Below are 20,650 nucleotides of genomic sequence, written 5' to 3' on the forward strand. Positions count from 1 at the left end.
GTCACCGCATAATTGATCGATTAACAAATTTGCAAATTAAAAAAAGTCTCTTTGGAGAGACTTTTATTTTTTAGTATTCATCTTCATTCCATAGGTAGTCTTCTTCCGACGGATAATCAGGCCAGATTTCGTCGATAGATTCATACATATCACCTTCATCTTCTATTTCTTGAAGGTTTTCCACCACTTCCATAGGAGCGCCTGTACGGATAGCATAATCAATAAGCTCGTCTTTGGTAGCAGGCCAAGGAGCATCACTTAAATAAGATGCGAGTTCTAACGTCCAATACATAAACTAATAGAATTTTATAAATTTCGCGCAAAAGTAATATATTTTATTGAATGTGCAAATTTTTGTCTATTTTATTTTTAAATAGAGAGTTATTATCATAAGGGTGAGTGTAATGAATAGAGCTACTAAAAGATACAAATATCTGACCAATTAGCAGGAAATAAACTTTTTGTACGCGGTGTTTGTTGTGGGCGTTTGCAAAATGCCCCTACATATTTGTTAATTTGCTAATTTGCCAACTATCGCGTATCTTTGCGGTTGTTAAACAGTTATGCAATGAACATCACTCTGCCTTTATCGCAACTTGTTTCAGGGAAAACGTTACAACTCTCGGGCTCTAAATCGGAGAGCAATAGAGCGCTTTTGCTACAAGCATTCTTCTCTGAATTACAGATAAAAAACCTCTCTACTGCCGATGATACACTTCTCTTACAACGCGCGTTACAATCCAAAGAGGCAACTATAAATATTCATCACGCAGGTACAGCAATGCGTTTTCTCACCGCTTATTTTGCTACCCAAGTAGGGCGTGAGGTGTTACTCACTGGATCGGCAAGAATGAAAGAGCGCCCCATTCACTTATTAGTAGAGGCATTACAGCGCTTAGGGGCTAATATTCGCTATGGAGAACGCGAAGGTTTTCCACCCTTATATATTAAAGGTGTAGCACTTAGCAAAAAAGAAGTGCGTATTCGCGGCGATGTGAGCAGTCAGTTTCTTTCAGCCTTATTGCTTATCGCACCTTCATTGTCGAATGGGCTTACGCTGATTTTAGAAGGTGAACTCACTTCGGTGCCTTATCTGAAAATGACGGTGAGTTTTCTGCAATATTGTTTGGGTGAAGAAGTTGTACAATGGGAAGGCAATGTGCTGAAAGTAGCTTCACACATAAACAAACCTTTAAAAAACAATATATGGGAAGTAGAATCGGATTGGTCATCGGCTTCCTATTGGTTCTCGTTTGTAGCACTTTCGCCCATAGGCACACAGCTCACGCTCACACACTTCAAAGAAGATAGTTTGCAGGGTGATAGCGCATTACCACAACTCTATAAATATTTTGGCGTAAACACTACTTTTAAAGGTAGTACAATGCACATTGAAAAAACTGCCCTCCCCTACTCTACCCGTTTAGAACTTCAGCTAAACGATACCCCCGACATCGCACAAACTATAGCTGTTACAGCTTTAGGATTGGGATTAGAGGCACACCTCAGCGGATTGCACACACTCAAAATTAAAGAAACCGACCGACTACAGGCGCTACAAACCGAAATGACAAAACTCGGTGCGACAGTGAACATCACTGATGAGAGTTTGTATTTAGCCCCTTGTAAGCAGCTACGTGAGGGGGTGCCTATTGCGACTTATAACGACCACCGTATAGCAATGGCTTTCGCTCCTTTGATGATCAAAATCCCTATAGTGATAGAGGACAAAGAGGTGGTAAGCAAATCGTATCCAGAGTTTTGGGAACAAGCGGAAGAGGTGTCAGGTGTCAGGTTTCAGGGAAGAGATAAGAGGTAAGAGATAAGAGGTAAGAGGCATTAGAAAAATATAAATAATTGATAGTTAGTACATTAGTTTATTTTTAAAAGAGAATAGAAAAATAAATACTAATTTTTTTAATGTAACATAGTGTTTATTAAAGATTTAATTTGTATCTTTGCCGCCTGAAAAGAAAAAAGAATATTCATACAAAAACATATTAAAGATGACAAAAGCAGAAATTGTATCAAAGATTTCCGACAAATTGGGTCTTGACAGAAACGACGTACAACTTACCGTTGAGAACTTTATGGATGAGGTAATTAACTCATTAGAAAGTGGACAAAATGTATATTTGAGAGGTTTTGGTAGCTTCATTATCAAAACAAGAGCTGAAAAAACAGGTCGCAACATCTCAAAAAATACTACTATCAAAATCCCTGCACACAACATTCCTGCCTTTAAGCCAGCAAAAGTATTTGTAGAAGGGGTGAAAGCAAAAGTGAAAGTTAAAAAGTAATACCCCCGTATTAGTTTAAGTAACTGAATAATTAACACATAAAAAAATAATAAAGTTATGCCAAGCGGAAAAAAAAGAAAAAGACATAAAGTGGCTAACCACAAACGCAAAAAAAGAGCGAGAGCTAATCGTCACAAAAAGAAAAAGTAGTGTAATACTACTTTTTCTTTTTAACAGACAAATCGTACCTTGATTTATTAATTATTAACTAAAAAAATCCAACAAAGTGGACAAAGAATTAATTATTCGTTCTGGTTCCTCTTACGTAGATTTTGCTTTGCTCAGAGATGGTAGGCTCATAGAACTTCACAAAGAAGAAGATGCCAATGGATTGGGAGTAGGTGATATAATGCTAGCCAAAGTGCGCAAACCTATACAAGGGCTCAATGCAGCTTTTGTGAATGTAGGGCACGAAAAGGATGCTTTTTTGCATTATCACGACTTGGGACCTCAATTGGCTTCCTTACAGAAGTTTCTCAAATGGGTACTCTCGGGAAAACTAAAAGACTTTTCACTAAAAGATTTCCCCTTAGAACCAGACATCAACAAAAATGGGTCGATAGCCGATACCCTCAAGCCTAACCAGCCTATATTAGTGCAGATAGTGAAAGAACCTATCTCTACCAAAGGACCACGCATTAGCTCTGAACTTTCTATCGCAGGGCGTTACCTAGTGCTGGTACCTTTCTCCGACCGCATTTCTATCTCGCAAAAAATAGAAGGTAAAGCCGAGAAAGAACGGTTGAGAAAACTCTTGCAAGGCATCAAACCTAAAGGTTTTGGCGTAATTGTACGCACTGTAGCCGAAGGTAAAAAAGTAGCGGAACTAGACAAAGATCTGCAAGGTCTCTTCAACCGTTGGGTTTTGATGTGTAGAAAAATACAAAAAGCGGTTTACCCCTCTAAGGTAATGAGTGAAGTGAGCAAAACAGGTGCTATACTTCGCGATATGTTCAACGACACGTTTACGGGTATACACGTGGATAACGAGCATCTCTACGAACAAATAAAGAAATATGTACAAGAGATTGCTCCTGAAAAAGAAAACATCGTAAAACTCTACCATTCATCAGTGCCGATATTTGAGAAGTTCCATATCGAACGACAAATAAAAACGGCTTTTGGTCGTACTGTATCGATGCCTAAAGGAGCTTATCTAGTGATAGAACACACCGAAGCTCTACACGTGATAGATGTGAATAGTGGTAACCATTCTAACAAGAATAACGATCAAGAAACCACTGCACTATCTGTAAATCTCATCGCTGCCACCGAAATCGCACGACAATTGCGATTGCGAGATATGGGAGGTATTATCGTTGTAGATTTCATCGATATGGGCAATAGTGAAAACCGCCGTATCCTATTTGACCACCTGCGCAACGAAATGGCTGAAGACCGCGCCAAACACAAAATATTGCCCCCGAGCAAGTTTGGCTTGATACAAATTACTCGCCAACGCGTGCGCCAAGAACTCAACATCAAAACAAAAGAAGAGAACCCAAGCAAAGAAGGCGAAATAGAAGCGCCTATCGTTCTGGTTGATAAAATCAACATAGAACTTGAAAGCATTATTAAGGAGGACGCCTATAAAGGACGCATTGTGCTGAACGCTCACCCTTTTATAGCGGCTTATTTAACCAAAGGGCTCTTTAGCTCTATCCGTTTTAAATGGTTTTTGAAATACAAACGATGGATAAAAATCCTACCTCGCGATGCCTATAGTTACTTAGAGTATCGATTCAAAACCAGTGAAGGAACCCCTCTTTAACATTACCAAACTCAGCGCTTGTGCGCCGAGTTTTTTATTTTAAAGCCTTAGAACAAAATGAAAACCATTGTCTCTACAAAAATATTAACCGAAACACAGAAGTCTGTACTTTCGGGACTTACTATACAGCTGATTGAACACAATTTTGTAAGTATAAATTTGCTACCGATAAAACTTACTCTTCCTTATAATCTCTTAATCTTCACAAGCCAAAATGCGGTGAGGAGTGTTTTGCAGCATCCTTTGGCTACTGCCTTAAAAAATAGTCTGGTGCTATGTGTAGGCGAACGTACCGCACAACTACTTGAAAAAAGCGGTTTTACGGTGCATTGCTCTTTCCACTACGCTACCGATTTAACGAAATATCTTTCAGCTAATTTAAAAGAATTTGAAAAAATGCATCGCATTGCTTTTTTTGCGGGCACACAGCGCTTGGAAACGCTCCCACAGTTCTTTGCGAAGTACTTGCCTAATGTAGAGGAAATTACAGCTTATCAAACAGAACTAACACCTATCACTATTCACAAAAAAGTAGACGGGATACTATTTTTCAGTCCGTCGGGGGTGGAGAGTTATCACTTGTGTAATCCTGCAGGCGAAGAAAAAATATTTTGCATAGGCGACACTACTGCCGAAGCTGCTCAACGCTATTGGAAAGATGTGGTGATAGCTGAAAAACCAACAATTGAGAGTGTGCTGACTCAGGTAAGAGATATGAGGTAAGAGGTAAAAAAATAATGAAATACTATAACAATAATAAAGAAAAAGCTGCCTGAGAAAATTTCCAGACAGCTTTTTATTTTTTTCAAGAGCTTCTAATCTATTCCAAAAAGTTGAAAAGTTTCTCTTGAACTATCTAAAGTTACTGCATATTCACCAGGTTCTTCAATGTTTAGTTCTACAATAAAAGAACTATCTTTATAAGGATAAGCATTAAAAGGTAAAAAGTCTATTTCAGACACTTTTGAACCTGCAAAAGTATGAGCTTCTCCTACTACAATTGATCTATCTTTTTTCCCCTGTTCTAATTTAAAGATATTGAATATTTCTTTAGGATTGATTTTAGGATTAGTTACTTTAGCTAGCAACAATATTTTACCTTTAGAAATACGCACTGGAGAGGTTCTATCTTTTACATAATTTCTTGCTTTTACCTTTCCTACCCCTACAATAAATACACCAGCATTAGCATTACTTCTTATCGCTGATTTTTTAGTTTCTAAAGTATTGAGTACATTGCCTTTCTCATCTATTTGTAATATAGTGCCCACATACTCAGGTTCAGGAGTATTGATTTTATAAGGAGAGGAATGAGTACTCTCACTGCTTTTGTTATTACTTTTTTGAGAAGCCTTATAAGCTGCTTCTAAGGCATTTATTTCAGTAGTATTATTAAACTTCTGTACCCTACCTGATTTAAATTTGATTTGCTTGATTTGGTCGACACCAAGTTTGTTAACCATAGTTTCTTTAGGATAGGTAAAAATCACTTCAGCATCATTCACTTCTTGTACATTTACCTTGAGTGTTTCTCCATTTTTTAGGCTTACTATATCCTGCCCATAGAGTGAGAAAACAAATGTTGAAAGCAGTAACATTACTGCACTTAAAAATAATTTTTTCATTTTGATGATTACTTGTTAAAATATTAATATTTACGAACTTATAAAATTTTATTGCTTATAAAATTTTGAAAAAGCAAAAGTAAAACAAAAAAAGACCAGTGATTATTCGGAAAATAGATATTTTTACCCTACTTTTGCATAAAAACAATAGAAATGAACGCTATTATAGGTCATAAAATAAGAGATTTGCGTGAAAGTAAGAATCTTACACAGGAACAAGTAGCTGAGTTTATCCACGTTTCGCAATCTACTTATGCGCGCATAGAGAGTGGAACTACAAGTTCATGGGCAGGGTATATAGAGCCTTTATGTAAACTTTTCGAAATTCAGCCTGAAGAACTGCTTAAGAATGATAGTATTGTGATTAACAACCACAATAGTCAGTCGCAATACAGTGGTAATGGTTATATCATTAACAACTTATCAGAAAAACTTATAGAGCAGTACGAAAAGCGTTTGGAAGAGAAAGATGCCCTCATTAAGGAGCTAAAAGAAGAAGTGAAAAGACTTAATAAAGTAAAAGATAAAGGCTTTGTCAAAGTCTAAGTGCTTTGACAAAGTCTTTCTATTTTCACACAACACTGTAAGTCAATACCTTATTATATAGAAGTAAAATTAAATTTTTCTCTTAAACGCTGTGATATATCCTATTTATTTTTTGGAAAGCATCATTGTAAAGGCAAATTCTTCAGTATTTAGTGTTTGATAGGGCAAAGATACGAATTATTTATCGTAAAATCAAAATTATCCATTGTCCATTGCTCATCGTCAATTGACTTTATGTATTGTATTTTGCGGATTTTGGTGAGGTAACTATGTTGTGCAATGGCGTGCTTCTCGTCATCAGCGATGACGGATACAATTTCACGCTCAGGATAAGTGAGCAATAACAAGAAATCTAACTGACCATAATCATCGGCGATATGCAAAATACGGGCTTTTTCAGGTAGTGAATGCACAAGCTCGTGATAGTGTTCGCGATGTTGCTTATAATCTTCTTTTACAGCACGCACTACATAATTTTCCTTGTATAAATAGTTTAAAAACAGTTTCTTTTTTAGGTAATCTACTCCTTCCAATCGTTTGCGCAAAGCGAGGAATTGCTGACGATAGAAAGCACCTATCTGTTTGGCTTTTTCGCGTGGAGTGTTACCAAAACGCTCATCATCAGGTGTTATAGGGTCGCCTACTACTACCGTAATAGCACCATCGTAGATAATCACATCTCCTTTGGGTTGCACTTCCGAACAACCGTGAATATACACAGGCACGATAGGGGTTTGGAAATGTTCGGCTATTAGGAAAGCACCTTTGTGAAAACGGTGTACTTGGTTGGTATCAGAACGTTTGCCTTCTGGGAAAATCATTACTGAAATACCGTTCTTCAAGTTCTTTTCGAATAAGGGCATTCCTTTTTCTATACCTTCAGAGGCTGGAAAGAAGCCCATTGCCTGCACATAACGTCCAAATACTACCGATTTATACACCCAATCATTCACCATATAACTGACGCGATGTGTGAAAAGCCCTATTGCCAAAGTATCAAGCCACGAGGTATGATTAGAAATTACTACCGAAGGGGTTGTAAGCTGTATATGGTGTGGATTCTCTACCTTTTTGCGCACAAAAGGATTGGCATAAAGCACTGAAGTAGTGAGCGAAGTAGCCAAACGTCTGAGCCACATAGTGCGTTTAGGAGTTATTTTGGCAAGTAGCCAACCTATATTGGAGAGAATAATAGACGATAGTGCATAATAGGTAGTTAGCAGTATGGATTGCAATAAAAGACGCAAACTCACCGGAGAACGCCCCTTATCAGGACGGCGGAAGATACAAAACTTAAATATCGTAGGGTAAAATACAAAAGTTATTGCTAAAGCAGTGAAAATACCTATCACCGATACCGATGCAATTGATTTTAAGGCGGGGTGTTTGGCAAAAATAAGCGTACCGATAGCCAAAAAGGTAGTAATAGACGCCAAAAGCACTGACACTTTGTAAACGGGAAGTTCATTTTTACCATCGGTATAGTCTTTTTGTAGCGCACAAGTCATAAAAATACTAAAATCTACCGAATGTCCTAATACCAAAGTGCAGACAATCATACTAAACACATTGAACTCTATGCCAAAAAAGTTCATCAGAGCGGAAGTAACTACCCCTGTAACCCCAATAGGAATAAGAGTGAGTAACACCAATTCTATACGCCTAAAAAACAAGAGCAGTATAAGGAAAATAGCGATAGACGAATAGTTTACTAACAGCAATATATCGTCTTTGAGTTTGCCTAAAAACGTTTCACTTAGGTTCTTACGGTCGATAACAACGGTAGGCGTGTGTTTTTCTACTGAATGAATAAAAGGGTCACGCTCGGCGACAGTGAGCTTTACGAGATTGGCAATGGTATAAAAACCTTCTTTTTCGGTAATAAAATCTTCTAACGGAATGGCTGAAAGGGCTTTATAAGCATCAAGGTTTTTTATAACTTCAAAATCACCAGCTATACTTTGGTAGAAAGGTGCGTAGGTTTCTTCTTTAAAACCAACTTCATTTCCTCTTTCTATCAGTTGTTGTTTTAGAAATTGCTGTCTTTCGGCATTCCAAAAATCTTTCCATCGTTGCAATCGCGCTTCTTGTTCTTTTTTAGGCAATACAATCCCCCCAATAGAACTGAATTGTTTGATACTATCGTGTGCTTTATAACTTTGCAACTGCTGATATAGTGTATAATTGCGCTCTAAGGCTTCCTCTAACGAGTTGCCATAAGCAGCGGCATAGAGCGATTTGTATTCGCTATCAGTGATGTTTTCTAATTGATGTTCAGCTGCTTTATAACGTTCGTTGATATAGTTGATATTGGCAATATCGCCATTGAAACGGACATTATGAAAAGTAAAGCAACTGACCACTATCAGCAGTAAGCAAGCGACAACCACCCACTTGTTGTGATGAAATGGATAAGCCCCTATGCGGTCTAAAAAGGTTTTGCGCACCTCGATAGTGCGATTGCCACGATAGAAATGAGGCACGAGCACCAACGATAATATGGCTGATACCATTATGCCCACAAAGGCAAATACGCCTAAATCTTGCATCACCTCGGAATGCACAAAGAGCAAGCAGAGGAATGAAATGGCGGTAGTGATACTGCTGAGCAAGATAGGCACGGTTACAGCACGGTACAACTCGGCGGTGTTTTTAGCTACCTTGTAATGGGTAAGAATATGCAGTGAATAATCGATTGTAACTCCCAAGAGTACCGCTCCTAAACTGATAGAAATTGCCGAAATACTGCCTTTAAGCACATAGAGTGTCGCCAAGGCAGAGAGCACCCCAAAAGCTGAAGGGATAAACGCAATAAATGGGATATAGACACTTCGATAAAAAAAGACAAGTAATAAATAAAGTACTGATAGTGAAATGAGTACCGTGGTGAGAATATCAGTTTTGATTTGAGAAGCATTGCTCACCGAGATAAAGGGAGCTCCAAAGAAATCTACACGCACTTTCCCTTGATACTGGGCATTGAGATGGTCTTGCAACTCATCTAATCCTGCGACAAAAGCGGCATTGTGCTCGCTGTCGTTGCCATCGTACTTAGGGTTGATGAAGAAGAGGATATGTTGCTCGTCGTTAGTTGTGAGGAAACCATTAGCAATCTTAAAATCGTTCCCTGTATTGAGCTCTTGAAGTTTGCGCAAACCGCGAAAAGTGAGACCAAAAGGGTCTTTGCGAATAAACTGTTGTGCCACCATACCCGCAGGCGTGAGCATCGTTTTGTACTGACTCTCCACCATTGATTTGAGACTATCGGGGGCTAAACGGCGTTCTAAATAAGCGTAATCGTAATCGTTTAGAAAAAGAGGTAGGTGATCGTTTACAAACTGCCAAGTCTCATCGATTTCTTCTTCGTTTATAATCCCCTGAATACTTTTGATATACTTCGTCATAGAAGCATTGAGCGTATCTTGCAGAATTTCGGCAACTGCCTGCATATCGGTGAGTGTTCCGCCTTGTTCAGCCGTTACTATTACTGAGATTTTATCGGCGAAGTTGAGTTGCTTGAGTACCTTAGAAGTGAGGTTCGTTTTGTCGTTTTGAGGGAGTACTTTGGTGATATCCTCTTCAAACCGCAACTGACTCAAGCCATAAATGGCAATAAGCGCCCAAGCGGTGAAGAATGAGAAAGTTGCGAGTTTATGAATGGTGATATATTGGTAAATTCTGTTTAACATCTCTTACTTGTAATAGCTAATGATTCTTTTTTCTATTTGTGTTTCTTTATAATTATTATTTTTATCCCTTACTTCTATTTTTCTCGATATCCAATTATGATTTTTATCATATACATAATTCGTAATTAGGTATTCCGACATTAAATTATCTTCTAAATCATATAACTTTAGTGATAATACATCTCTTTTATTATTGCTTTTAAATTTTCTTTTCATCTCATACTCCTCATAATCACTAACAATTTCAATAATATCCCCCTTTTCATCATATTTAAATTCTGTAAAACCTTTTACTAACCCCTCAACCTCTGAACTTAGTTCCTCTTTACGGATTTTATTCCCTCTTTTATCATATTTATTTACCAATTTATAACTTCTCTCTTTGATATAAGAACTATCTTTTTCATTTACTAATACATATACAAGCATCTCCTCATCTATTACCTCTCCTTTATCATTGTATTTCAAAGTATTTTTACTTGTTCTCCTACCTACTCTATACGAAACAATTTCTACAACATTATCTTTCAGATAAGAATAAACCGACCTACTTTTTTGCTTGTTAGATATAGAGTCAGTAAATTCTGTTAAGAATCCTTTATTGTTAAAAGAGCTAACAGATAATCTTTCTTGATCCATATAAGGAGTTCCATCATCATTCTTTATAGAATCATAGACTTTATATTGTGTTACAATTACGCTTTTTACTTGTCCGTGAAGATTCTGATCTTCCCAATCCGTTTTTCTATGTGATGAAGTATTACAAGATACTAATATAAGTATAAAAATAAATAGTCTAAACGTATAATACATATTTTTAATTTTAAAAGGCAAAAGTAAGGCTTTTTTTTCAAAAAAAGAAAGCAATTGAATAAAAATAAGGTCTGATTTTGATTATTTTAAGACTTTGTGACAGGCACGAGCTACAAGCTCGCATCAGCGGAAGGATAGAGACACAATTATCGACTAATCTCAAATTGTTTATCCCCAATCTGTACCCACGCTTTACCATTCTCAAAGAGAGCGCCATCGTCATAAATAAAAGGGAAGACGGTTTCGTTTTTGTCATTGATATAGCCATATTTAGCACCTTTCTTTACCAAGGCAAGCCCCTCGGTAAAATAAGAAGCATCGTCGTAGAGAAAAGGAATGATTTGTTCGCCTTTTTGGTTGATAAAGCCCCATTTGCCGTCTTTCTTTACGGCTACATAATCTTTATGAAAGTAGGTAGTATCTTCATAGATAAATGGAATCACCTCTTCTCCTTTCTCATTGATAAAGCCCCATTTGCCATTCAATAGAGCAGCTGCAGGGCGATGGTTATAGAAGTCGTTGTCATCTATAAGGTCGTATTTTACGGGAGTAATCTCCTTGCCAGAGGTATCTATCAATCCGTATTGCGCACCTATTCTCACCATTGCCACTCCTTGAAAGAAGTCATAGACAAAATCGTACTTTATAGGGGTAATCAGGGTTCCCTTCTCATTGATGTAGCCCCATTTGTCACCTTGCCTTACACAAGCAAAGCCCTTGCGAAAATCGGTTATTTCATCATATTTTTCTTGCTTGTTTGTGTTCATTGTTTTAACTTTTAATTATCTTGTGAGTTCTTAAACCTTCTGTATGTTTGTATAAATATCGTAGTTTTCTTGATCAAAACAAACCATCTTCACCTGCTTGATTTTATCCGTTTTTTGCAAGAAATGAGCTATGGTATGAAGCGCTATTTGTGCTGCTTTTTCCTTCGGAAATCTATACCTCCCAGTACTGATATTAGGAAATGAAATAGTAGCTACTTGATGCTCTAAAGCCAACTCCAAACAACTAATGTAAACTTGTGCCAGTAGGTTTTCTTCATTATGTGTCCCCCCATTCCACACAGGACCTACTGTGTGAATAACATATTTAGCAGGCAAATTGCCGGCAGTAGTAATAACTGCACTACCTACTTTGCAACCTCCTTGTTTATTTCTTATCTTCTCACATTCTTCAGTAAGAGCTCTACCCCCTGCTTTATGAATAGCTCCATCAACCCCACCTCCACCAAGTAGAGAAGTGTTGGCTGCATTCACAATGGCATCTACGGAAATTTTAGTGATATCTCCTAATACAATTTCAATGTTACTATGTATCATCACTCAATTAATCATTAGAATTTGTTAGATACCTATAATAGCTTGTGAGTATCATAGCCGACATATCATCGGGGTGTTTAACGCCTTGGTCTAAAAAGAACTTCACAAGTTCAGGGTTCCCACTGCGAATCCACTCATTGCGAATGCCCATTCCTAAAGTAAAATGACTTTCCATAAAGAATTCATCTTCGGTAAGCGTTTTTATATACTCTTTATCCTGCTTTTTGAGGTTCTTATCCAGCATTTGGATACATTCTGTTAAGTTTTTAGGTTTTTGTTTTTTCATATCGATGTTTTTTATTTGTCCAAAAGCTATAAAACTAATGATACACATACAAAAAGTAATGAGATGTTTCATATAATTATTTGGAGTTCATTTGTTATTTATTGATTTTTTTGAATTTTATTCTATTGAAAGTCAGTTATTTTAGGTTCTGTTGTAGGGGCAATTTGCAAATCGCCCACTAAAGACAAGGCTTTGTATCTTTTGTATATCACCAATGGGTAGGTTGTTGAAACAACAACTTATCAAATACATTAGCATTACATTTGTACTGCTTCATCAAGCCATTCAGTAAACCAAGAGATGAAAGATACTCTTTCTCCTTTTTCATTCAATAGAGGCTCTATACCTCCATAATCTGCTCTCTCATCAAGCCATATATTGCCATACTCTTCACCATTTACAACTAATAAATAAGTGGCTCCGTGCCCTATATGACAAATTTGCAAACAACCTGTGATATGATCAGTACTCATATACTTCTCTAATACTTCATCATCAGGGCGTCCCCCCCATCCCAGTCAATAGCATCAATCCATTCATCTTCATCCCATTTTTCATTATAAGGGAAAGGCTTAGATAGATTAATTGCAGGATTATCTCTAAGTTTGAAGTCTTTCATTGACTCTTGCAAAGAAAGCAGTCCATAATCTGGTCCTATACATCCATTCCCTATTTTTGTTATAAATTCTCTATAACCTTTAGGAAGTATTATATTGTTCCTTTTTTCTATTTCAGAAACTTCATCTTCTGAAATCGTAGGGTTTATAAATACCTCTTTAGGAACAATTGATTTTAAAGAATCAGGATGTGCTAATAAAAATAGCATCTTTTTTTAATAAACGTGTTTAAACTTTTTTGAGGAACTTGGAGATAAACCCTAATAGGAGCATTCCAATCCAAGTTACATCAAGATACTCATATCTCATTATCAAACCTTTATATCCGTCAAGCCAACCATTTGCTTGTTCAATCTTAAACCTATTTTTGTACAATTCTTCATCAAAATAAACATCTGGTTGCTCTCCATTTCGGGGATTAGGTTTAATATTTGCTATAATTTCTTTGCTTTCTAAAAACTCTCTAAGAGATTTGCTATCAAATCCTGCATCAGCATTGAGAAACAGTCCTTTGTGTTCTATTCCTGCTTCTTCTAATAAAGCTAAGATTTCTTTTAGTACTTCTTCTATTTTATATAAGTCATTGTGATTTCCTGCTTTAGGGCTTCCCATTGCTATCATTTGCCCTTTATTATCACACAAAAAAATACTATTGGTGGTTACAGCTTTTTTCCTTGCTTGATAACCTGCTGACGCTCCTTTTTGACGACAACGTGTATGACTACCATCCAATTGAACACAAGACATATCTAATTTTCTTTTCTTCTTACTTAATAGATTCAACCATACTCGCTAAAAACTACCATCTTTACTCCATTTATTGAAGTAGTAATAGACATTTTGCCAAGAGATTTCAGCTTTTTCAAAATAGCTTTCAATTGGAAGTTCTCTCCATTGCACCCCTGTTTTTAATCTCTTGAGAATCAATAAAAATATTGAAGCTAAATCAAAATTACTTTTAAATCCTCTTTTTCCTACACTTAAAAAGGGAATAATCCAGTTATTTATTGTATCTTTGCCCAAAGTTCCTGAATTTTGGTGTTCTTTTTTTTTGCAAACACAAAATTACTAATTTTCGGGAACTTTTACTTTATTATAGGAAAAAATTTAAACAGCTTCTATAAATAATATATCAACATTATGACCTCAGACGAATTTGCAAAGAACTTTTACCTTGAAAAACTAGCGTTTTTAAAGTCATGCTTTCAAGCACAACCCGAACAAGCTTCGGCTGTAAATGTAAAAATAAAAGAAATGGCTCTGACAGAGAGTCAAACTGAGAAACTTAAGGAAGTTATTGATATTCTGTTAGAAGATGTATTTTACACTATCCTATTAGGCCTAGATGGTGAATGCCCCATAGGTGAGATCCAACAGAATTATAAGATATATGACCAAGACAATAATCTTATTTCCGATTGTGGAGAATTGGAAGCCAGTGCTTATGAGTACTTTCACGAAGACAAATATGAGAGGGAAACTCTCTGATAATTAACAAATGAACCTATTATGAAAAAACACACTCTGAAAGACATCATCCGTGCTTTGGTAGCGGAGTACCTTACTGATGATGGAAAAACCTATAACACCAAGCACTATAATCTATCTGCAATTATAGTGGTAGGTATAAGGTTAACTCGGAAAAGTTGGTGTCGTTCCGCAAGTGGCTACTCGGATTTTGATAAGTTTTTTAACTAATATACTCATTAACCTATTATGATTTCTGTATACAAACTAAAACCTAAATTCCAGCAGCTATTGCACCCGCTACTGGTATGGCTACACAGGAGAGGTGTTACTGCCAATGAGATTACTGTAGTGGCCATTGTGTTCTCCTTTGGGATTGGCGTGCTCTTTTGGGAGGCTTCGGCGGTACCACTTTTCTTTTTGGCACTGCCCATAGGGCTGTTGGTGCGTATGATCCTCAATGCTCTTGACGGTATGATGGCGCGAGAGTTCGGACAAACCTCCCGCTTAGGAGAGGTACTCAATGAGGTGGGCGATGTGGTCTCGGATGTGTTTATCTTCTTCCCCTTGCTAAAGTACCACCCCGAAAGCCTTTACTGGGTGGTAGCTTTTATTGTACTGAGCGTACTCAATGAGTTTGCTGGCGTCATGGGCAAGGTCTTAGGAGGGCAAAGGCGCTATGAGGGGCCTATGGGTAAGAGCGACCGAGCACTGCTGATGGGTATCTATGGGCTGCTTGCCTACTTTGGTGTGGGAATACAAGCCTACTCTCAAGTGGTTTTTGCCATAGTTATTGCCTTGCTACTTTTAAGTACTTTCACCCGCTTAAAAAAAGGACTTTATGCCGCTTGACAACAAATATGCCGATGTACCGCTTCGTATCAGGAGCTGGGGAGTGATTATCTGTGTTTTTGCTGCGGCTGTCTCCCACCCCTACGCCATGTGTCTTTTTTCCCTATGGGTAAGCTTTCAAGCCCTTACGGAATTGGGCGGACTCTTTGGTTTTAATCCGAGCTATTGGCGTATGGCTATTCCCTTGTTACAAGGGGTTTTACTATGGAGCTGTCCAAACTACTCCACTTATATGGTAGAAGCTTGTATAGTTGTGGGGATAGGCCTTATCCTATATCTATGCCTTAGGCAAATCCCCTTAGGATTGCCCCTTTCCCTACTGATTGTTTTGGCAGCCTACCCTCACCTGACTTTCTTACGTATGAAGCCACAAGGGGTGGAGTGGTTCATCTTCTTGGTGGTAACGACCGAACTCAACGACATCTTCCAATACCTCACTGGAAAGCGCTTTGGCAAGCACAAGATCTTACCCAAGATAAGCCCCAATAAGACCGTGGAAGGGTTTGTAGGCGGCTTACTGCTCACCCCTTTTTTGAGTGTGGGCTTAGGCTACTTGCTGAGGCTTCCTATTGCACTACATACATTAGTTTTTGTAGGCTTATTCATTAGCTTTTTTGGTTTCTGGGGCGATGTGACTTTCTCTTACCTCAAGCGGCGGGCGGGGGTAAAGGACACCAGCCAACTGATTCCTGGTCATGGTGGTCTCTTGGATCGCATAGATAGTCTCTTGTTCAACTGTATTTGGTTTTACCTATGGATACGATAAAGCCCTTTTCCCGTAGTTTGCTTCTCTCCGGAGGAGGCACCCGCTTTGCCTTATACAATGGTATGTATGCAGCGTTGTGTGATATAGGCAAAGCTCCTGAGCTACTTATTGCCAGCTGTGGTGGGGCTTTTGCTGCCTTGGTAATCAATGCTTTTGCTAATAATACAGAGAGAAAAGCCTATCTGCAATCACAGGAGTTTTACCACTTTATCCAAAGCCTGTCCCTTACCCCTTATAGCAAGCTATATCGCTTGGGGCTTTTAGTCCTACAGAAGCGCTATGACCGGCGTCGTGCTCCCTTGGTAGAGGATGTATATACACGCTATTTGGTAGAAATGTCCCAAGACCTATCGGGGCTACTCCCCTCCTTGACCAAGTTAGCTTTTTCTGCTGCCTTGCCCACTATCATCATAGGAGCAAAGATGTGCTTTGCCCCCCATGAGTGTGGCAAGCGTAGGGGTAAGCGAAAACTCTACCAAGAGGTGCTCATAACCGACCCTGAGACTGCCCAGAGGATCCCTCTTGAGACACTGCAACATACCGAATCCAACTATACGCTTTCGGCCGTAGCAACCGATATAAGTGTGGAAACGGCTATTCCCTTGCTCTGGGCTGCCCGTATTTCTGTCTCGGATATGTTCTATGTAGCTCCTGTAAGCTATCAGGGGACATACTATGCAGGCGGGGCTATTGACCTTGTTCCTATGGAGCTGGCTTATGCGCTTTCAACTACCGTAATTGCTGAGCACAAGCAGGCCTACTCTCCTACCGAAGAGTCTTTGGTACGTGCCGTCTTGGGCTTTAGTGGCAACGAGCGGTTGGCGTCGGTGGCTTCCTATCCTGCCCAATGGATAGATACTCAAAGAGCAACTACCATTCTAAAGGGCTTTTACTCTGAGAAATATATCAATTGGAAGCATCTGGAGATAGGAATTCACTTTCCCAAGGACTATCCCTCTTACCGAGAGCAGATAGAGCGGCAATGGGACTATGGTTACCAAACTATTCTTAACACCTTTAGCTTATGAATGTATTTATCATAGGAGGCACCACTGGCATAGGGTTTGCCTTGGCTCACTTCTACCAGCAAAGCGGCCATCGGGTTGGGGTATGCGGCAGAGATCTTAGCAAGCTCCCCAAGGCAGTTCCTTTTGAGAGTTATAAGGCTGATGTTATAGACAAAGCACTATTAACCCAGGTGATACGACAGTTTGTAGGCTCAGACACCCTCTCCTTACTTATCAACTGTGCGGGTAGCTATGCCGAGGATGTGGTAGGAGAAATTTCTTACGAGGAGGCGGTCAGTATACTACAAACCAATATCATAGGAGCCGTCAATACCTTGGAGGTTGGCCGAGAACTTATGGCTCATCATGGAGGCCAAATCGTCCTGCTAGCATCTATCTCAGGGATTTTGGACTATCCCTCCTCCAGCCTATATACCAAGACCAAGCGCAGTGTTTTACAGATAGCCGATGCCTATAGGCGTGCCTTACGCCCCTTTGGCATCTATATCACCTCTATTGCGCCTGGGTATGTAGCCACCCAAAAGCTCTACAAGCTCAACCAAAACAACCTCTCTAAGAAACCTTTTCTGGTGAGTGAAGATAGAGCAGTAGCAGAAATCAGCAGGGCTATCACTCAAAAGAAAAGCCTACACCTCTTCCCTACTCGTATGAAGTGGCTCATGCAATTACTCTCGCTACTGCCTAAGCCTTTGCTGTCCTTACTAATGTACAGAAAGGCCAAATGGATGCAAAATCACAACTAATTCTAACAAAAAATTAGGTAATTAAAAAATAATTTTCTATTTTTGTCGTATCAAAATCATTATACCATGAACACAGGTTTTTTCAAAAGTCATGAAGGGGAAGAGCTATTCTTCTACGAATGGAATTACAAGCCCGGACAAAAGACCCTTATCGTAATCCATAGAGGGCATGAGTATGGGGAGCGTCTACAGGAATTTGCTACCCATCCGCTCTTTGCTGCCTACAACATCTTTGCTTTTGACATGCGTGGACATGGGCACACCAAAGCCGCTGTATCTCCTGTTTTCATGGATTCGGTACGGGACTTGGATACCTTTGCCAAGTTCCTTGGGCAGCACTATGAGGTACGCGAGGAAGATATCTTTGTAGTGGCCAATAGTATTGGCGGGGTAATCACATCGGCTTGGGTACATGATTTTGCACCCCGCATCGCTGGCATGGCGCTCTTGGCTCCTGCCTTTGAGATCAACCTGATCGTTCCTATGGCCAAGCAAGCCATCGAGTTGGCTCTAAAAATCAATCCTAAACTGATTGTTAAGAGCTATGTAAAATCCAAGATGCTCACTCGCGACACTAAGCAGCAACAGGATTACGATAATGACCCTCTCATCACCCGCTCTATCAATGGCAAACTCCTCATTGACCTTGCCAATGCTGGTAAGCGATTGGTGGAAGATGCCGCTGCAATCACCACCCCTACCCTACTGCTCTCCGCTAAAAAAGACTTTGTGGTGATTAACCGACAGCAAAAGCAGTTTTATGTAAACCTATCTTCCCCTATAAAAGAGTTTATTACCTTGGAGGGCTTCCATCATGGAATTCTCTTCGAGCAAGGCCGTGAGGAAGTATATAAGCTCCTACAACACTTTATCCAAAAGGCTTTCTCTGCACCCTTGCCTACTCCTACTCTTGATTCTGATCTCTTTACTCAGAAAGAATTTGAAACCATGCAATATGAACTGATTCCCACCAGAGAGCGTTGGGGTTACCATCTTCAGAAATGGGCGTTGAGCAAGCTTGGTCACCTCAGTGGTGGTATGACTGTAGGGCTTACCTATGGCTTCGATTCTGGCGCCTCCATGGATTATGTATATAAAAACACGCCACAAGGCAAGTGGGGTATAGGTCGTTGGATGGACAAAAGCTATCTCAATGCCATAGGCTGGCGCGGGGTACGTATCCGCAAGAGACACCTCCTACAACAGGTAGAAAAGGCTATACAAGCCCTACAAGCCCAAGAACAGGAGGTAAAAATATTGGACATCGCAGGTGGAGTGGGCAACTACCTTTTTGATATCAAAGAGCGCCACCCTGAAGTGGAGATCGTTATCAATGAGTTCCTACCAGCCAACATACAGAAGGGAGAGCAAATTATCAAAGAGCGTGGCTACCAGAATATTCGCTTTACCAATTACAATTGTTTTGAGGCTGATACTTACCGCAAACTAAATTATTCGCCCAATATCACCATCATCTCAGGTATTTTTGAGCTTTTTGGCGATAATATCTTGGCCTCTGAGGCAATCAAGGGGGTGGTTTCTATCTCGGACAATGCGTATATCATCTATACAGGACAGCCATGGCACCCCCAGCTCAAAACCATTGCCTTTGTCCTGAAGAGCCATCAGGAAAAAGACTGGGTGATGCGCCGCCGTAGCCAGCGTGAATTGGACGGACTTTTCTCCCTCCAAGGAGTCAAGAAAAAAAGTATGCTGATTGATGATTTTGGAATCTTTACTGTTAGTTTAGGACAAGTAAAGAAATATTAGGTGAGAATATATGAAAATAATTTATGCTTTTATAATAGCGCTTATCCTAAGTGTGATTGCTTTTTTCCTTCTTTAAAACTAAGTATTTTGTATTCTTCATTTAGGTGATATTTCACTTTGGTTTCATTGTACCAAGTATCGTGTTCTTTTCCATCACACAAGCTATTTTCGTGAGGAACGGTTTCTATTTGTGCTAATCGTTTCTGTAAGACATTCATTTAGTTGCTTTTTCTAAAAGTGATTCCATAAAGTCGGCAGTCTCATCGGCGATAAGGAGTTTGTTCCCTGCTTTGGCAACCCGAAGCATTTCGCTTATAGCAAGTGCTTTATCGTTAAAGAAATTGATACCTCCGTTGTGAAACACAATATCAAAAGTATTATCGGCAAAAGGCAATTCCTCTCTCGTGGACTTCTCCCAAGGAGAGGGGCAACCCGCAAGAGTGATTTTTTTATTTTTGATTTACTTTGATAATTAAATATTTAAGTCATATTTTTTAGCATATCCTTCTAAAGTAGGCTTAGCCAAGGGATTTACTTTTTGTAAAAGCTGGTTATATACTGCTTGGGCTTTTTCGGTTTTCCCATGTTCTGCATAGAAAATAAGAAGGTCAAAGGTAATACCCAAGAGATTAGAATCCTTTTCTAATGCTGAAAGGATTTTTTCTACCGAATCAAGCTGGTCAAAGAAAGGCAAGATATAATTTTGTATATCTTCCTGCACTTCTTTGATGAGTTTTTGTTCATCAGTATAGTTGTGAATCTCGTACCACAAATCCTTTCTACCACGCAAGTCATTAATAGTTTTACGGATAAGGCAGACAGGTTCTGTAGGGTAATCAGGCACTTGCCCTGTATGGCTAACAGACCAAAATTTAGGCTCAAAAATCCCTGTGTTGATGCGAAACCTAATATGATTTCTATGGCTATAGATGCTTTTCTGTATGTTGATAATATGCCCTACTTCGGAAAGCTGGCGATAATAGTTCAAGGCTTTCTTTTTAAAGAAAATTACGAATAAAAAGCAAAACTACAAAAAATAATGTAATTAGCTCATA

General features: G+C 39.0%; 24 protein-coding genes and 1 pseudogene. 11 read left to right on the forward strand and 14 right to left on the reverse strand.

What is annotated here, in order from left to right; genetic code table 11:
- Nucleotides 1–70 precede the first annotated feature (70 nt).
- A complete protein-coding gene (locus Q0162_RS08790) occupies nucleotides 71–292 on the reverse strand; it encodes a DUF2795 domain-containing protein (RefSeq protein WP_002673751.1) in 222 nt (73 codons plus the stop codon).
- 276 nt (nucleotides 293–568) lie between these two features.
- Between Q0162_RS08790 and Q0162_RS08795 the strand changes: the two genes are divergently transcribed.
- From Q0162_RS08795 to Q0162_RS08810, 4 genes are all read left to right on the forward strand, one after another.
- Nucleotides 569–1,819 carry a 3-phosphoshikimate 1-carboxyvinyltransferase gene (locus tag Q0162_RS08795; protein WP_297890972.1) on the forward strand — a complete coding sequence of 417 codons (1,251 nt, stop codon included), beginning with the start codon at nucleotides 569–571 and terminating at the stop codon, nucleotides 1,817–1,819.
- Between the two features lie 187 nt (nucleotides 1,820–2,006).
- Complete coding sequence (locus Q0162_RS08800) at nucleotides 2,007–2,300, forward strand: HU family DNA-binding protein (protein WP_040361328.1); 294 nt, start codon at nucleotides 2,007–2,009, stop codon at nucleotides 2,298–2,300.
- A 226-nt stretch (nucleotides 2,301–2,526) separates the two neighbouring features.
- Nucleotides 2,527–4,071, forward strand: a complete 1,545-nt coding sequence (locus tag Q0162_RS08805) for a ribonuclease E/G (RefSeq protein WP_095901959.1) — start codon at nucleotides 2,527–2,529, stop codon at nucleotides 4,069–4,071.
- 57 nt (nucleotides 4,072–4,128) lie between these two features.
- The gene (locus Q0162_RS08810) at nucleotides 4,129–4,794 is read left to right on the forward strand and encodes a uroporphyrinogen-III synthase (protein ID WP_297890973.1); all 666 of its coding nucleotides are present in this window, start codon (nucleotides 4,129–4,131) and stop codon (nucleotides 4,792–4,794) included.
- A 92-nt stretch (nucleotides 4,795–4,886) separates the two neighbouring features.
- On the opposite strand, the gene Q0162_RS08815 is transcribed toward Q0162_RS08810, so the two are convergent.
- Nucleotides 4,887–5,696: a hypothetical protein gene (locus Q0162_RS08815; protein WP_297890974.1), complete on the reverse strand. Its 810-nt coding sequence runs from the start codon at nucleotides 5,694–5,696 to the stop codon at nucleotides 4,887–4,889.
- Between the two features lie 153 nt (nucleotides 5,697–5,849).
- Here Q0162_RS08815 and Q0162_RS08820 point away from each other — a divergent pair, with 153 nt between their 5' ends.
- Nucleotides 5,850–6,242: a helix-turn-helix transcriptional regulator gene (locus Q0162_RS08820; protein WP_297890975.1), complete on the forward strand. Its 393-nt coding sequence runs from the start codon at nucleotides 5,850–5,852 to the stop codon at nucleotides 6,240–6,242.
- Nucleotides 6,243–6,391: 149 nt separating this feature from the next.
- Here the strand turns inward: Q0162_RS08820 and Q0162_RS08825 are convergent, their stop codons facing one another.
- The 9 genes from Q0162_RS08825 to Q0162_RS08865 form a co-directional block, all read right to left on the reverse strand.
- The gene (locus Q0162_RS08825; protein WP_297890976.1) at nucleotides 6,392–9,931 is read right to left on the reverse strand and encodes an efflux RND transporter permease subunit; all 3,540 of its coding nucleotides are present in this window, start codon (nucleotides 9,929–9,931) and stop codon (nucleotides 6,392–6,394) included.
- Between the two features lie 3 nt (nucleotides 9,932–9,934).
- Complete coding sequence (locus Q0162_RS08830) at nucleotides 9,935–10,744, reverse strand: hypothetical protein (RefSeq protein WP_126371720.1); 810 nt, start codon at nucleotides 10,742–10,744, stop codon at nucleotides 9,935–9,937.
- A gap of 146 nt (nucleotides 10,745–10,890) precedes the next feature.
- Nucleotides 10,891–11,511, reverse strand: a complete 621-nt coding sequence (locus Q0162_RS08835) for a WG repeat-containing protein (RefSeq protein WP_095901953.1) — start codon at nucleotides 11,509–11,511, stop codon at nucleotides 10,891–10,893.
- Between the two features lie 30 nt (nucleotides 11,512–11,541).
- Entirely contained in the window at nucleotides 11,542–12,066 is a 525-nt protein-coding gene (locus Q0162_RS08840) for an O-acetyl-ADP-ribose deacetylase (RefSeq protein WP_095898996.1), read from the reverse strand.
- 7 nt (nucleotides 12,067–12,073) lie between these two features.
- Complete coding sequence (locus Q0162_RS08845; protein WP_235607156.1) at nucleotides 12,074–12,424, reverse strand: DUF6794 domain-containing protein; 351 nt, start codon at nucleotides 12,422–12,424, stop codon at nucleotides 12,074–12,076.
- 185 nt (nucleotides 12,425–12,609) lie between these two features.
- Nucleotides 12,610–12,825, reverse strand: a complete 216-nt coding sequence (locus tag Q0162_RS08850) for a hypothetical protein (protein WP_232033988.1) — start codon at nucleotides 12,823–12,825, stop codon at nucleotides 12,610–12,612.
- 8 nt (nucleotides 12,826–12,833) lie between these two features.
- Nucleotides 12,834–13,178: an SMI1/KNR4 family protein gene (locus tag Q0162_RS08855; RefSeq protein WP_232033987.1), complete on the reverse strand. Its 345-nt coding sequence runs from the start codon at nucleotides 13,176–13,178 to the stop codon at nucleotides 12,834–12,836.
- 19 nt (nucleotides 13,179–13,197) lie between these two features.
- Nucleotides 13,198–13,716, reverse strand: a complete 519-nt coding sequence (locus tag Q0162_RS08860) for a transposase (RefSeq protein ID WP_297890977.1) — start codon at nucleotides 13,714–13,716, stop codon at nucleotides 13,198–13,200.
- Nucleotides 13,717–13,761: 45 nt separating this feature from the next.
- Complete coding sequence (locus Q0162_RS08865) at nucleotides 13,762–13,992, reverse strand: transposase (RefSeq protein ID WP_232033985.1); 231 nt, start codon at nucleotides 13,990–13,992, stop codon at nucleotides 13,762–13,764.
- Nucleotides 13,993–14,109: 117 nt separating this feature from the next.
- Between Q0162_RS08865 and Q0162_RS08870 the strand changes: the two genes are divergently transcribed.
- The 6 genes from Q0162_RS08870 (at nucleotide 14,110) to Q0162_RS08895 (ending at nucleotide 19,595) form a co-directional block, all read left to right on the forward strand.
- Nucleotides 14,110–14,457, forward strand: coding sequence for a hypothetical protein (locus Q0162_RS08870; RefSeq protein WP_009413704.1), 348 nt, complete (start codon nucleotides 14,110–14,112; stop codon nucleotides 14,455–14,457).
- 228 nt (nucleotides 14,458–14,685) lie between these two features.
- Nucleotides 14,686–15,288, forward strand: coding sequence for a CDP-alcohol phosphatidyltransferase family protein (locus Q0162_RS08875; RefSeq protein WP_088594990.1), 603 nt, complete (start codon nucleotides 14,686–14,688; stop codon nucleotides 15,286–15,288).
- Complete coding sequence (locus Q0162_RS08880) at nucleotides 15,278–16,054, forward strand: phosphatidate cytidylyltransferase (RefSeq protein WP_297890979.1); 777 nt, start codon at nucleotides 15,278–15,280, stop codon at nucleotides 16,052–16,054. The genes Q0162_RS08875 and Q0162_RS08880 overlap by 11 nt, the downstream gene beginning before the upstream one ends.
- Nucleotides 16,042–17,082 carry a patatin-like phospholipase family protein gene (locus Q0162_RS08885; RefSeq protein WP_297890980.1) on the forward strand — a complete coding sequence of 347 codons (1,041 nt, stop codon included), beginning with the start codon at nucleotides 16,042–16,044 and terminating at the stop codon, nucleotides 17,080–17,082. Before Q0162_RS08880 ends, Q0162_RS08885 begins: the two co-directional genes overlap by 13 nt.
- The gene (locus Q0162_RS08890) at nucleotides 17,079–17,825 is read left to right on the forward strand and encodes an SDR family oxidoreductase (protein WP_002679880.1); all 747 of its coding nucleotides are present in this window, start codon (nucleotides 17,079–17,081) and stop codon (nucleotides 17,823–17,825) included. Before Q0162_RS08885 ends, Q0162_RS08890 begins: the two co-directional genes overlap by 4 nt.
- 66 nt (nucleotides 17,826–17,891) lie before the next feature.
- The gene (locus tag Q0162_RS08895; RefSeq protein WP_297890981.1) at nucleotides 17,892–19,595 is read left to right on the forward strand and encodes a bifunctional alpha/beta hydrolase/class I SAM-dependent methyltransferase; all 1,704 of its coding nucleotides are present in this window, start codon (nucleotides 17,892–17,894) and stop codon (nucleotides 19,593–19,595) included.
- A 41-nt stretch (nucleotides 19,596–19,636) separates the two neighbouring features.
- Here the strand turns inward: Q0162_RS08895 and Q0162_RS08900 are convergent, their stop codons facing one another.
- From Q0162_RS08900 to Q0162_RS08910, 3 genes and pseudogenes are all read right to left on the reverse strand, one after another.
- Entirely contained in the window at nucleotides 19,637–19,813 is a 177-nt protein-coding gene (locus Q0162_RS08900) for a hypothetical protein (RefSeq protein WP_002679975.1), read from the reverse strand.
- 5 nt (nucleotides 19,814–19,818) lie between these two features.
- Nucleotides 19,819–19,995, reverse strand: a pseudogene (locus tag Q0162_RS08905) (class I SAM-dependent methyltransferase); the annotation flags it as partial.
- 72 nt (nucleotides 19,996–20,067) lie between these two features.
- Nucleotides 20,068–20,604 (reverse strand): DUF4304 domain-containing protein, encoded by a 537-nt coding sequence (locus Q0162_RS08910; RefSeq protein WP_297890982.1) that lies wholly within the window; start codon nucleotides 20,602–20,604, stop codon nucleotides 20,068–20,070.
- Nucleotides 20,605–20,650: the final 46 nt, after the last annotated feature.

The sequence above is a fragment of the uncultured Capnocytophaga sp. genome, from assembly GCF_937936315.1.
Taxonomy (GTDB): domain Bacteria; phylum Bacteroidota; class Bacteroidia; order Flavobacteriales; family Flavobacteriaceae; genus Capnocytophaga.